This window comes from Mycobacterium sp. HM-7, from assembly GCF_053852335.1.
In genome coordinates, this window is record NZ_CM132657.1 from 1,173,068 (window position 1) to 1,185,777 (window position 12,710).

At 67.4% G+C, this 12,710-nt stretch carries 10 protein-coding genes; 3 read left to right on the forward strand and 7 right to left on the reverse strand.

What is annotated here, in order from left to right; genetic code table 11:
* Positions 1-4 precede the first annotated feature (4 nt).
* Positions 5-931: a LysR family transcriptional regulator gene (locus ACWW1C_RS05730; RefSeq protein WP_455982539.1), complete on the reverse strand. Its 927-nt coding sequence runs from the start codon at positions 929-931 to the stop codon at positions 5-7.
* Between the two features lie 69 nt (positions 932-1,000).
* Between ACWW1C_RS05730 and ACWW1C_RS05735 the strand changes: the two genes are divergently transcribed.
* Positions 1,001-4,462, forward strand: a complete 3,462-nt coding sequence (locus ACWW1C_RS05735; RefSeq protein WP_455984164.1) for a bifunctional proline dehydrogenase/L-glutamate gamma-semialdehyde dehydrogenase — start codon at positions 1,001-1,003, stop codon at positions 4,460-4,462.
* A gap of 9 nt (positions 4,463-4,471) precedes the next feature.
* Here ACWW1C_RS05735 and ACWW1C_RS05740 read toward each other — a convergent pair whose 3' ends face one another.
* The 3 genes from ACWW1C_RS05740 to ACWW1C_RS05750 all read right to left on the reverse strand — a co-directional run bounded on the left by ACWW1C_RS05740 (position 4,472) and on the right by ACWW1C_RS05750 (position 6,416).
* Entirely contained in the window at positions 4,472-5,491 is a 1,020-nt protein-coding gene (locus tag ACWW1C_RS05740; RefSeq protein ID WP_455982540.1) for an isopenicillin N synthase family dioxygenase, read from the reverse strand.
* A gap of 83 nt (positions 5,492-5,574) precedes the next feature.
* Positions 5,575-5,820, reverse strand: a complete 246-nt coding sequence (locus ACWW1C_RS05745; RefSeq protein WP_455982541.1) for a hypothetical protein — start codon at positions 5,818-5,820, stop codon at positions 5,575-5,577.
* A gap of 98 nt (positions 5,821-5,918) precedes the next feature.
* The gene (locus ACWW1C_RS05750) at positions 5,919-6,416 is read right to left on the reverse strand and encodes an NUDIX domain-containing protein (protein WP_455984165.1); all 498 of its coding nucleotides are present in this window, start codon (positions 6,414-6,416) and stop codon (positions 5,919-5,921) included.
* Between the two features lie 74 nt (positions 6,417-6,490).
* On the opposite strand from ACWW1C_RS05750, the gene ACWW1C_RS05755 reads away from it, so the two are divergent.
* Positions 6,491-7,888 (forward strand): acyl-CoA synthetase, encoded by a 1,398-nt coding sequence (locus ACWW1C_RS05755; RefSeq protein ID WP_455982542.1) that lies wholly within the window; start codon positions 6,491-6,493, stop codon positions 7,886-7,888.
* Here the strand turns inward: ACWW1C_RS05755 and ACWW1C_RS05760 are convergent.
* Positions 7,885-9,219, reverse strand: a complete 1,335-nt coding sequence (locus tag ACWW1C_RS05760; protein WP_455982543.1) for a hypothetical protein — start codon at positions 9,217-9,219, stop codon at positions 7,885-7,887. The two genes, ACWW1C_RS05755 and ACWW1C_RS05760, sit on opposite strands and share 4 nt — an antisense overlap.
* Positions 9,220-9,336: 117 nt before the next feature.
* Between ACWW1C_RS05760 and ACWW1C_RS05765 the strand changes: the two genes are divergently transcribed.
* A complete protein-coding gene (locus tag ACWW1C_RS05765) occupies positions 9,337-9,750 on the forward strand; it encodes a PPOX class F420-dependent oxidoreductase (protein ID WP_455982544.1) in 414 nt (137 codons plus the stop codon).
* A gap of 47 nt (positions 9,751-9,797) precedes the next feature.
* Here the strand turns inward: ACWW1C_RS05765 and dapD are convergent, their stop codons facing one another.
* Both dapD and ACWW1C_RS05775 read right to left on the reverse strand, forming a co-directional pair.
* Positions 9,798-10,730, reverse strand: a complete 933-nt coding sequence (dapD, locus tag ACWW1C_RS05770) for a 2,3,4,5-tetrahydropyridine-2,6-dicarboxylate N-succinyltransferase (protein ID WP_455982545.1) — start codon at positions 10,728-10,730, stop codon at positions 9,798-9,800.
* 82 nt (positions 10,731-10,812) lie between these two features.
* Positions 10,813-12,627 (reverse strand): NAD(P)-binding domain-containing protein, encoded by a 1,815-nt coding sequence (locus ACWW1C_RS05775; RefSeq protein WP_455982546.1) that lies wholly within the window; start codon positions 12,625-12,627, stop codon positions 10,813-10,815.
* Positions 12,628-12,710 lie beyond the last annotated feature (83 nt).

Consider the following 12,710-nt stretch of genomic DNA (forward strand, 5'->3'; position numbering starts at 1 on the left):
GCATTCAGTCCACGTCGAGCTGCGGGGGCACGGCCGAAGCCAGTGCCGCCCGGCACGCCACGATGGCCGGCGTCTTGCTGATGGCGGTCCGCGTCGCCGTGAACACCACACGCCGACGGGGGTCGACGTCCACGACGCGTAGATCGGGACGGCGCCGGACCCGCATCAGGTCGGGCAGGATCGCGACCGCGTTGCCGTTCTCGATCAGCGCGATCTGAGCTTCGAGGTCGTCGGTCTCGAAGCGGACGTCGGGCTCGAAACCTGCCCGCCGGCAAAGCTGTTCGGCCCAGTGCCGCGAAGCGGTGCCCTCGGGCTCCATCGTCCAGGGCAGGTCGGCGGCATCTTCGACCGAGGAGACGCGGTCCCACGGGTCTCCGTTCTGCGGTACGGCCAGCCGCAACAGATCGGTGGTCAGCGGTGCCCGGTGCAGATCGGGATATGCGCGCGCGGCGTGTCCCGGATACTCCTCGGCGATCACCAGATCGAATTCGCGCAGCCAGGTCTCGTAGAGCGCCTGCTCCGGTTCGCGTTGCGACATCGTCACGCGCAGCCGCGGATGGCGCGTCGCCAACTCCGTCAGCATCTGTGGCATGAAGGCCGAGGCCGCCGATTGGAAGACGGCCAGCCGAACGGTGCCGGAAGCCTCGTCGCTCTGGACCGCGACATCGGAGGCGGCCTGCTCGAGCCGCGCCAGGATGACCGCGGTGTGCTCGACGAGCACCTCTGCCGCGGGGGTGAGCCGCAGCCGGCGCCCGACCTTCTCCAGCAGCGGCACGCCGACCTCGCGCTCGAGCTGGCTCAGGGCCTGCGATATCGACGAAGGGCTCTGGTGCAACGCTTCGGCGACCTCGGACAACGTGCCGCGCAGGCTCAGCTCGTGCAGCAGACGCAGCCTGCGGGTGTCGAGCAGATCAGCACGTTGATGTTTCATCTTTACTTAATCTTTTCCGTCAGAAATCATCGCTTTATTTTAAGTGTCCGGCGCGCTCATGATGGGCAGATGACGCAGCTGAGCCGGGAAAAGGACGACCTGCTGGACGAGGTGGTGGGCCAGGTCCGGGACTGGCTCGACGAGAGTGCCCGCCTGCCCGTCCCCTCTGCCGGCCGGCGATTGGCTGATGTCCTTCGCGATCCGCATGGCCTGGATTTCACCGTCGGTTTCGTCGATCGCGTGATCCGGCCCGAAGACCACAAGGTCGCAGCTGCCAACCTCCGCGCCCTCGCGCGTAATGCCCCCGGCTTCCTCCCGATTCACGAACGGCTGTTGATCAAGCTCGGTGCTCTGGTGTCGATGATCGCGCCCGGATTGGTCATCCCGGTCGCCCGGAAGGCGTTGCGCGAGATGGTCGGTCACCTGCTGGTCGACGCGACCGATGCCCGCCTCGGACGCTCGATCGCACGGATCCGCAAGCGCGGCGTCGGGCTCAACATCAATCTTCTGGGTGAAGCCGTGCTGGGGCAGGCCGAGGCGGCCCGACGGCTGAAGGGCACCGCACAGCTGCTCGCCCGGCCTGACGTCGACTATGTGTCGATCAAAGTGTCGGCCACAGTGCCGCCGCACTCGCCGTGGGCGTTCGACGAGGCCGTCGACCACATCGCGGCGAACCTGCTGCCGCTGTTCACCCAGGCGGCGACCGCGCCGACGAAAAAGTTCATCAACCTCGACATGGAGGAGTACCGCGACCTTGAGCTGACGATCGCGGTGTTCACCAAGCTGCTGGATCGGGCCGAGCTGCTCAACCTCGAAGCCGGGATCGTCTTGCAGGCCTATCTGCCCGATGCCTTGAGCGCCATGATGCGACTGCAGAACTGGGCGTGTGCCCGCCGCGAGCGGGGTGGTGCGGGCATCAAGGTGCGGCTGGTCAAGGGCGCCAACCTGCCGATGGAACACGTGGAGGCCTCGCTGCACGGCTGGCCCGTGGCGACCTTCTCGACCAAACAGGACACCGACACGAACTACAAGCGGGTGCTGGATTACGCGCTGCAACCCGAGCACGCCGCGAATGTGCGTATCGGTGTCGCCGGGCACAACCTCTTCGATATCGCGTACGCGTGGACGCTCGCCGGGCGTCGAGGCGTCCGGGATCGCGTGGAGTTCGAGATGCTGCTGGGGATGGCCGAGGCGCAGGCCGAAGCCGTCCGGCGCACCGTCGGCGGTCTGCTGCTGTACGTACCGGTGGTGCACCCCAAGGATTTCGACGTCGCGATCGCCTACCTCGTGCGCCGATTGGAGGAAGGTGCCAGCCAGGACAACTTCATGTCCGCGGTGTTCGAGCTGCACGACGACCAGGTGCTGTTCCAGCGTGAGAAGGACCGCTTCGTGGCCTCGCTGGCCGAGATCGACGACGTTGGGGCGAGCGAAGTGACGGGGGGAGCAGGCGTTCCGGAGCCGAATCGCCGGCAGGACAGGCGAACCGACGATCCCAGCACCGCGGTGAGCCCGGCCCGTCGGTTCGCCAACGTCGCCGACACTGATCCGGCACTGCCCGGAAATCGATTGTGGGGGCGAACGATCACGGAGCGGATCGCCGCGTCGGCGGTCGGCACGGAGCTGGTCGCCGCGCACACCGTGTCGAGTGCGGCTGCGCTGGAAGGGATCATCGCCGGCGGGGTGACCGCGGGCGCGACGTGGGCGGCTTCGACCGGTGCGCAGCGGGCGGCAGTCCTCCGGCGTGCGGCGGCGACGTTGCAGGCAGCGCGTGCGGTATTGCTGGAGGTGATGGCGTCCGAGTGCGGCAAGACGCTGGATCAGGGCGATCCCGAGGTCTCCGAGGCCATCGATTTCGCCAATTACTATGCGGCACAGGCGGAGAATCTCGACTCCGTCGACGGTGCCGTCGCGGCGCCTGCCGGGTTGACGGTGGTCACGCCGCCGTGGAACTTCCCGGTGGCGATCCCCGCCGGATCGGCGCTGGCCGCGCTGGCCGCGGGCAACTCCGTCATCATCAAACCCGCCATCCAGGCCAGTCGGTGTGGATCCGTTATGGTGCAAGCACTTTGGGACGCCGGCGTGCCGCGTGACGTGCTGCAGCTGGTGCACCTCGATGAGGGCGAGCTGGGCACACAGTTGGTATCCGACCCGCGGGTGGCCCGGTTGATCCTTACCGGCGCCTTCGAGACCGCGGAACTGTTCCGCCGCTTCCGTCCCGACTTGCCGCTGCTGGCCGAGACCAGCGGCAAGAACTCCATCATCGTCACCCCACACGCCGATCTCGATCTCGCGGTGAAAGACCTGGTGTACTCGGCCTTCGGGCATGCGGGCCAGAAGTGTTCGGCAGCGTCGCTCGGCATTCTGGTGGGCTCCGTCGCCCGGTCCGCGCGGTTCCGTGACCAATTGGTCGATGCCGTCACCTCGTTGAGGGTCGGCTACCCGTCAGACCCGACCGTGCAGATGGGGCCCATCGTCGAACCTGCGCACGGCAAGCTGCTGCGGGCCCTCACGCAGCTCGCGCCCGGGGAGCAGTGGCTGGTGGAGCCGCGCCAACTCGATGACACCGGACAGCTTTGGTCACCGGGAGTGAAGACCGGAGTGCGGCGCGGCTCGGAGTTCCACCTCACCGAGTACTTCGGCCCGGTTCTGGGTCTCATCGCCGCCGCTGACCTCGACGAGGCGATCGCCATCCAGAACCAGGTCGACTACGGGCTGACGGCAGGGCTGCACAGCCTGGACCGCGACGAGATCGAGCGGTGGCTCGACCGGGTCGAGGCCGGCAACGCCTATGTGAACCGGTCGACCGTCGGGGCGATCGTGCGCCGGCAGCCCTTCGGCGGCTGGAAGAAATCGGCGGTGGGTGCGGGCGCGAAGGCCGGTGGCCCGAATTACCTGATCGGGCTGAGTGATTGGCGTTCCGCGGCGGCAAACCAGACAGCCCCGGTACCGCCATCGGTACGCGCCGTCCTGGACGCCGCACAGACTTTCGGGCTGGACTCCGGAGAACTGGATTTCCTCGAACGGTCCTTCGGATCAGACGCACATGCCTGGGCGACGGAGTTCGGTGTCGCGCGCGATGTGTCGGGTCTGATGGCGGAGAAGAACGTCTTCCGCTACCTGCCGGTGCCGGTGACGGTGCGCGCCGAGAACGTCGAGCCGGCGGCTCTGCTGCGGGTGGTGGGGGCGGGAATCCTGGCCGGTTCGCGCGTGACCGTCTCGACTCCGGTTCCGCTCGACCCGCCGATTGCCGACGCGCTGGCCACCTCCGGTGTCGGCTGCCGGGTGGAGGATTCGGCGTCGTGGCGGAACACCCTGCGCGACAACCCTCCTGGCCGGGTTCGCCTGCTCGGCGGCAGCCGCGAACAGTTCGCTCGCGACAGCGCCGGCAATGTCGGCATCGCGCTCTACGTGGGGCCGGTGGTCGAAGCCGGGCGGATCGAGCTGCTGACGTTCCTGCACGAACAGGCGATCGCGGTGACGGCGCACCGATTCGGCTCGCCGACACCGTTGTCCGAGAACCTGTTTCGGTGAGCCGTCCCGTCAGAGCGCGTACGCGAGCTTGAACTTGTCGAGCAGATACGGCCCCGACACCACCGGCTCGTAGCGCGGTGGATTGCCGGCCGTCGCGCAGGTGGGGATGCATTCGATGACGGCGTCGAAGTTGGGCTGGTGGAAGAACGGCAGGCTGAACCGCTCTCCACCGCCGCCGCTGCTCACCACGCGGTGCACGGTGCTGACCCAGCGATCATTGGTCCACCGGGCCAGCAGGTCACCGATGTTGATGACGAACGCTCCGGGGACCACGGGCACGTCGAGCCACTCGCCGCGGTCACTCTGAACCTGTAGCCCGCGCTGAGATTCGTCCTGCAACAGGATCGTGAGATTGCCCCAATCGGTGTGCTGGCTCAGCCTGATCTCGCCGGCCGGCCGATTATCGGCGGGGTAGTAGTTGGCCATCAGGTTGGAGTTGTGCCGGTCGATCGACGTGTCGAACCAATCCTCGCGCAGGCCCAGGGCGAGTGCGAACAGCCGGGACAGCTCGGTCGCGAGCAGTTCCATTTCGGCGTAGTAGCGCTCGTAGGCCGCGCGGAAGCCCGGAAGTTCAGGCCACCGCTCGGCGACGGTCACCCGCTCGTCGGTCCAGCCGTCGCCGCTCAGGCCCTCGGGGTTGCCGAGCGGAAAGTGGACGAACTTCTCGACCTGGTCCGGCGCTTGGTGTTCGGCCTCGACGTCCGCGCCGTCGTTGGTGGCCGCCAGCTTGCCCGCGCTGCTGAAGCCACGGGCCAGCGGGTCACCGGCCTGTGCCCTGACGCGGTCCTTCTCGGTCTGTGGCAGAGCGAAGAACCCGCGCAGGGCACGGTTGACATCGCTGATTGCCTTGTAGGGCACGCCATGGCCGACGAGGAGCAGGAAACCACTGGTCTCGCAGCATCGGCCGATGGCGTGGGCCACGGCCTTCCGTCGGCTCGCGTCGCCGCTGCGGGCGCTGCTGATGTCTATCACGGGGACGAAGCCGTCTTGCAGGACGACGCGGTCGACTATCACTTCTGGCTGGGTCATGCGTTCGACGCTAGAACCTCAACCTTGGTTGAGATCAAGCATGAAAATCACTCGCGCGCAACGATGCCCGGCGGAACCGCGGATTACTGGCTCTGGTGCACCGTGGTGTCGACGCGTGGTGCCTGGGCGTGCGGCTGGATGTCCTGGAGCCATTGCAGCTGATCGATGCCGTGGTTGTTGTGTGATGCCACAACGGTTTTCGGCAGAGCCTGGTGGGTGTCGTCGGCGAATGACCAGACGATCGGGGACACCAGGACTCCGACTCCGAGTGCGCCTGCGAGAACGTAACGACCCACCGTCTGCTGTGTGGAACCGCTCATCGTCTTCATGTGGTTGCCTCCTGCTGGGTGTTATGCCCAGATCAACAGGTGGCCGGAACGGCATCATCCCAGGTGGCGCGATGTTTACCCGAGTTGGCAGGATCGCCTTACCGAGCTGTGTGCAACCGCAACAGAGTCCACGCCGCGAGCGTCTGCGCGTCAGTGACGTCGCCGCGGCGGATCATGTCCTCGATCTCGTCGGCGGTGAACCATTCGCTGTGCATGTCCTGCTCTTCGTGCTCACGCTCGTGCTCGCCTTCGGTGATGCCGGTCGCGAGATAGGCCCAGCCGCGTTGGCTGCACATTCCCGGTGCGACGTCCAACTGGCCCAACACTTCCCACGTGTCGGCGCGCAGCCCTGTCTCCTCGCGGAGTTCCTGGGCAGCCAGATCGGCGGGCGCGGGCTCGTTGCCGCCCAATGTGCCCGGCGCGGTGCCCTGCACAAACTCCCAGCGCCGCAACCCGATTGGGTAGCGGAACTGCTCCACCATCCGGTACTGGTCGCCGTCGCGGGCGATCACCAGGGCATAGGTGGGTTTGTCCACCACGCCGTAGATGCCGGTGGTGCCGTCGGGACGACGGATGTCGTCTTCGCGCACCGACATCCAGTTGTTGCGGTAGACCACACGACTGGCCAGTCTCTCGATCGGGTCCACCCGCCCAGAGTAGCCTCACGCACATGCTGCTGACCTCCCTCAACCCCGCCGTTGTCGCCGCCGGACACGACCTCGAAGACGCGGTGCGGATCGACGGCACGGTGCTGTCGCGCAGCGATCTGGTCGGGGCCGCGACGTCGGTGGCCGAGCGGGTCGCCGGAGCGTCGCGGGTGGCGGTACTGGCCCGCCCCACTGCCAAGACGGTGCTGGCGATCACCGGTTGCCTCATCGCGGGCGTGCCCGTGGTTCCCGTGCCGGCCGATGTCGGCGCTGCCGAACGCCGGCACATGATCACCGACTCCGGGGCGCAGGCGTGGCTGGGGGAAGCGCCCGACGAGGCGGAAGGATTGCCTGTTGTTCCGGTGCGGCTGCATGCCCGGTCCTGGCACCGCTACGCCGAGCCGTCACCGGATTCGACGGCGCTGATCATGTACACCTCGGGCACCACGGGTCTGCCCAAGGGGGTGCTGATCAGCCGTCGCGCCATCGCGGCCGACATCGACGCGCTGGCCGAGGCCTGGGCCTGGACCCCGGCTGACACCCTGGTGCACGGCCTGCCGCTGTTCCACGTGCACGGCCTGATCCTCGGCTTGCTGGGCTCGCTGCGGATCGGAAATCGCTTCGTGCACACCGGCAAACCCACCCCGGCCGCCTACGCCGCGGCAGGCGGTTCGCTGTACTTCGGGGTGCCGACGGTGTGGTCGCGCGTGGTGGCCGATGCCGCGGCCGCCGAGGCGCTGCGGAGTGCGCGACTACTGGTGTCGGGCAGCGCGGCACTGCCGGTGCCGGTGTTCGACGACCTCGTGCGGCTCACCGGGCACGCGCCCGTGGAGCGCTACGGCAGCACCGAATCGCTGATCACACTGTCCACTCGCATCGATGGCGAACGCCGGCCCGGCTGGGTTGGGCTGCCGCTGGACGGCGTGCAGACCCGACTGGTTGCCGAAGACGGGTCTGCGGTGCCGCACGACGGGGAAACCATTGGGCGCCTGGAGGTTTCCGCGCCGACGCTGTTCAGCGGCTACCTCAACCGGCCCGAGGCGACGGCGGAGGTGCTCAGTGCCGACGGCTGGTACCGCACGGGTGACGTCGCGGTGATCGACGCCGGCGGCATGCACCGCATCGTCGGCCGCGAGTCGGTGGACCTGATCAAGTCCGGCGGCTACCGGATCGGCGCCGGAGAGATCGAAACCGTCCTGCTGGGCCATCCCGACGTGGCGGAGGCCGCCGTGGTCGGCGTACCCGACGACGACCTGGGCCAGCGGATCGTCGCCTTCGTGGTCGGGTCCGCTTCGGCGCAGGAGCTCATCGACTTTGTGGCCCAACAGCTTTCGGTGCACAAGCGGCCGCGCGAGGTGCGCCTCGTCGACAGCCTGCCCCGCAACGCCATGGGCAAGGTGCAGAAGAAACTGCTCGTCTAGGGCAGACGACTGGCCGGTCCACCCTCGATCTCCGGCTGGATCAGCCGGAAGTGAGATTCGCTGCGCTGCAGGTGCCGTCGCTGGTAGTCGCCCTCGATGTGCTTGCCGTCGACCGTGCCGGTCAGCGTCAGCCGGTCGGGACCGTCCAGACGAAAGTGCAGCACGATGGGCGGATCCGATTTGTGCCTCTTGATCTCCAGTCGGTCGTCATGGATCTCGAACAGGTAGACGGTCACGTAGCCCGCCGGGACCTGGGTGACGAAGCTCGTGTAGTCGCCGGCCCGGTCGGCGATCGCGACATTCGTCCACGGTGCCGGCGAGGCCTGCTGCAGCGTCGCCTGTTCGCCGTCCACCGTGAATGACGTTGCGCGCCAGACTCCGTCGATGTCCGATTTCCGGTGCCGAATTTGCTGGTAGGTAACGACGCTGAACGTCGCGACCAGCCCGACGACGACGCCTGCGATGGTGAACTTCGCCACGATGCCGGTCCGGCGCAACCACCGCCTGCTGGAACCCAACGCCGGCCACAGCGCGACGGGTTCGGGAGTGCCACGCTGGAATAGCGTTTGAGCCAGGCTTCGCCAGTACGGCGAGGTGATCGCGACGGCGGTGAACAACAGCTGGCCGGACACCAGCTTCACCGGGACGTCGTAGAAGAGATTGAGCAGGAATACCTGGCCCATGGCCACGATCGCGATCAGCGCGCCCAGCAGCCAGGTTCGCCGCCACAGCAACAGGGCACCGGCGACGAATTCGACCAAGCCGGTGGCCATCGAGTAGGGGTCCGAGGCGCCCATGAAACCCCACAACGTGTTCATCAGGCTGACGTCGCCGACCAGCTGGATCTGGTAGCCGGGCAGCATCATGTAGGCCATCTGGGTCGGAATGAGCTTGGCCAGACCGTAGAGCAGCATCGAGACGGCCAGACCGAACCGGGCGAACACCAGCAGCAGTGCGGCAAGGCCGCGGTAGTGGGTCCGATGCCGGTCCAGCGCGGTCCACACCGCGGTGATCACCAGGGCCACCAGGATCCAGCCGAGGTGCAGGCACCACTCCGCCATGGAATCAGCGCCGCCGTTGATGTTCAGGTACGTGCCCTCGCCGCGGGTGACGAAACTGCCCAGGTTGGCGAGCCCCTGAAGAAGCGGGGCCAGCACCAGGCTGAGGCCCAGATTGCCGTACACCGAGAGGATCAGGATGCCGCCGCCGATGGTGAAGAACAACCGGAACGCCAGCTTCTGCGTGCCGGTCCATTCGGGCGCTGAGATCTCGTCGGGGTCGGTAGGTGTCTCGGTAGGTGTCAAGGTGTCCGCGTCGCCGGTCGTACTCACCGGATTGACGCTAGTGATGAATGTGCGCCGATGTCCCAGGGGAAAACCTCCAACTTCCCGGCGCACAAGCTCATTCCCGGCGGGAATGGCTGGGCAGGCAGATGCCTTGTAGATGCCATGCAACTCACAGACGAAGCCCGCGCCCTGATCGGCGACGGGGCCAATGCGACGCTGGTGACTTTGAATGCCGATGGCAGCCCGCAGGTTTCGGTGGTGTGGGTCGAATTACAGGGTGACGAGCTGGTGAGCGCGCACCTCGCCGACTACAAGAAGCTGCGCAACATGCGCCGCGACCCCCGCGTGGCGGTAACCATCATCGGCACCGACCGGGGTGCGGCATCGGTGAATCCCTACCTCGCGATCAGCGGCACTGCCCGCATCGTGGAGGGCGGGGCACCCGAGGTGCTGACCCGGCTGACCAACGTGATGGCGCCGGAATTCAACGGCCAGTTCCCGCCGGCCGGCGCGCAGCCGGGGTATCTCACCCGCATCACCATCGAGAAGGTCACGGGCGTCGGCCCCTGGGCATGAAAAAGCCGAGCCTGAGCCGGTAATCCAGCTCAGGCTCGGCGGAAGAACTAGTTGGCGTGCAGCGCCTCGTTGAGGGTGATGCCGGTGCCGTCGCGCTTGACGACCTCGACCGCGCCGCTGACCGAGTTCCGGCGGAACAGCAGGTTGTTCGAGCCGGACAGCTCCTTGGCCTTGACGGTCTGGCCGTCTGCGGTGGTCACCTTGGTGCCGCCGGTGACGTACAGGCCGGCCTCGATGACGCAGTCGTCGCCGAGCGAGATGCCCAGGCCGGCGTTGGCGCCCAGCAGGCAGCGCTTGCCCACCGAGATGACCTCTTTGCCGCCGCCCGACAGGGTGCCCATGATCGACGCGCCGCCGCCGACGTCGGAGCCGTCATCGACGACGACGCCCGCCGAGATGCGGCCCTCGACCATCGAGGTGCCCAGGGTGCCGGCGTTGAAGTTGACGAAGCCCTCGTGCATGACGGTGGTGCCGGATGCCAGGTGCGCGCCGAGGCGAACGCGGTCGGCGTCGGCGATGCGCACGCCGGACGGCATCACGTAGTCGACCATCCGCGGGAACTTGTCGACGCCGAAGACGACGACAGTGCCGCGACGACGCAGCTTGGCGCGGACGGTCTCGAAGCCCTCGACCGCGCAGGGACCGAAGTTGGTCCACACCACGTTGGTCAGGAGGCCGAAGATGCCGTCCAGGTTGGCGCCGTGCGGCGCGACCAGACGGTGCGACAGCAGGTGCAGTCGCAGCCAGACATCGTGCGTGTCGGCGGGCTTGTCGTCGAGCGAGGCGATGGTGGTGCGCACGATCTCGGTGCGCACGCCGCGGTCCTCGTCGGTTCCGACGAGGGCTTCCAGCTCAGCGGGGACCGGGCCGGCCGCGGCGTCGGCGTTCAGTTCGGGTGCCGGGAACCAGGTGTCGAGGACGGTTCCGTCGGCGGTGATGGTGGCGATGCCGATGCCGGATGCACCAGAAGAAGAAGTCACGTTGGCCAAGATTACTGAACCAGCGCTGAACTGGGGGCACCACCCACAAGGGATGGTGGCCCCAGTTCGGCGGGGGACCGGCTCACTGCAGGTGGTGGACCTCCTGCAGGCCGTAGACCGGGGTCGGGATGCCCTCGTATCGGGCCTTGAGCTGCAGCGCCAGGTACAGCGAATAGTGCCGCGACTGGTGCAGGTTGCCGCCGTGGAACCACAGGTTCTCCTGCTGGGTGGGCTTCCACATGTTGCGCTGCTCGCCCTCCCACGGGCCGGGGTCCTTGGCGGTTCCGCTGCCCAGGCCCCAGACCTTGCCGACCCGGTCGGCGATCTCCTGGCCCATCAGGTCGGCGGCCCAGCCGTTCATCGACCCGTAGCCGGTCGCGTAGACCACGACGTCGGCGGGCAGTTCGGTGCCGTCGGCCAGCACCACCGCGTTCTCGGTCAGATGTGATACCTGCCCGTGCGCCAGCTTGATCGACCCGTCGGCCACCAGCTCGCAGGCGCCGACGTCGATGTAGTAGCCCGAGCCGCGGCGCAGGTACTTCATGAACAGGCCGGAGTCGTCGTCGCCGAAGTCCAGCTCGAAGCCGGCAGCCTCCAGTCGGTCGTAGAAGTCCTTGTCCCGCAACCGGATCGCATCGTAGATGGGCCGCTGGAAGTCGGCCATGATGGCGTAGGGCAGCGATGCGAAGGTCAGGTCGGCCTTCTCGGTCGTCATACCGGCGGCGACGGCGCGCTCGGAGTAGAGGTCGCCGAGGCCGAGCTCCATCAGTGAGTCGGATTTGACGATGTGCGTCGACGACCGCTGCAGCATCGTCACGTCGACGCCGTTCTCGTACAACGCTTTGCAGATGTCGTGCGCGGAGTTGTTGGACCCCACCACGACGACCTTCTGGCCGACGTAGCGGTCGGGGCCGGGGTGCTGCGACGAGTGGTGCTGTTCGCCGGCGAAGATGTCCTGACCCGGAAGTGTTGGCACGCTGGGCTTTCCGGACATGCCGGTCGCCAGCACCAGTTGCGTGGGATGCAATGTCAGGCGCTCGCCGTCGCGGTTCACTTCGACGGTCCACCGGCCGGCCTCGGAATCATAAGTGGCCGAGAGGCATTCGGTGCGCGACCAGTACGGCACCTCCATCACCTTGGTGTAGAACTCCAGCCAGTCACCGACCTTGTCCTTCGGCGCGAACACCGGCCAGTTGGCCGGGAACGGCAGGTAGGGCAGGTGGTCGTACCAGACCGGGTCGTGCAGGCACAGGGACTTGTACCGCTTGCGCCACTGGTCACCGGGCCGGTCGTGCTTGTCGACGACGATGGCCGGCACCCCGAGCTGCCGCAGCCGCGCGCCCAGCGCGATGCCGCCCTGGCCGCCGCCGATCACCAGCACGTAGGGCTGCTTCTCGCGACCCAGCGTGGCTTCCTCTTCGGCGCGCTTCTCGGCCCATGACCGCGGGTCAGGGTCGGATCCGTGCACCGCGCCGAGCACCCGCGTCGCGCCCTTGCGCTCCTCATGGCCCTTGAGTTCCTGCAGCGTGGTCAGCAGCGTCCAACCCTCGTCGCCGCGCAGCCGCAGATGCCCGGAACCGCGCCCGGCAGCCGTCTCGAACTCGATGAATGCCGACGTCACGTCGCCGTCGGCGGTGGCGGGTTCGCGGGTCCGGAACCCGGAGGGGGTGGTGTCTGCCAGTCGCGCGCGCAGCATTTCAGCCACGCCCCCGCGTCCTTCCAAGGTCTTGAGATTCCAGGTGAAGGCGACGAGGTCGCGCCAGAAGCTGTCGACGGCGAACATCCCGACGACGCCGTCGATGTCCTGCGCGGCCAGCGCCGCTTCGAAATTGGCGAGCCAGGTCTCGATCCGCTGCTGCGGCGAGACGGCGGTAGTGGGTTCCAGTGTTGCGGTCATGTGACCCAGGACACACGCTCGGCGCAACGCGCGACAAGAGTTGCAGCACGTTGCAGCGGTGCAACCCCCTGCAACTCTGTCGG

Excerpts from the sequence above, each read along its gene's own strand:
- ACWW1C_RS05730 (WP_455982539.1), bottom strand. The coding sequence starts at position 931 with ATGAAACATCAACGTGCTGATCTGCTCGACACCCGCAGGCTGCGTCTG.
- ACWW1C_RS05735 (WP_455984164.1), top strand. The coding sequence starts at position 1,001 with ATGACGCAGCTGAGCCGGGAAAAGGACGACCTGCTGGACGAGGTGGTG.
- ACWW1C_RS05740 (WP_455982540.1), bottom strand. The coding sequence starts at position 5,491 with ATGACCCAGCCAGAAGTGATAGTCGACCGCGTCGTCCTGCAAGACGGC.
- ACWW1C_RS05745 (WP_455982541.1), bottom strand. The coding sequence starts at position 5,820 with ATGAAGACGATGAGCGGTTCCACACAGCAGACGGTGGGTCGTTACGTT.
- ACWW1C_RS05750 (WP_455984165.1), bottom strand. The coding sequence starts at position 6,416 with ATGTCGGTGCGCGAAGACGACATCCGTCGTCCCGACGGCACCACCGGC.
- ACWW1C_RS05755 (WP_455982542.1), top strand. The coding sequence starts at position 6,491 with ATGCTGCTGACCTCCCTCAACCCCGCCGTTGTCGCCGCCGGACACGAC.
- ACWW1C_RS05765 (WP_455982544.1), top strand. The coding sequence starts at position 9,337 with ATGCAACTCACAGACGAAGCCCGCGCCCTGATCGGCGACGGGGCCAAT.
- ACWW1C_RS05775 (WP_455982546.1), bottom strand. The coding sequence starts at position 12,627 with ATGACCGCAACACTGGAACCCACTACCGCCGTCTCGCCGCAGCAGCGG.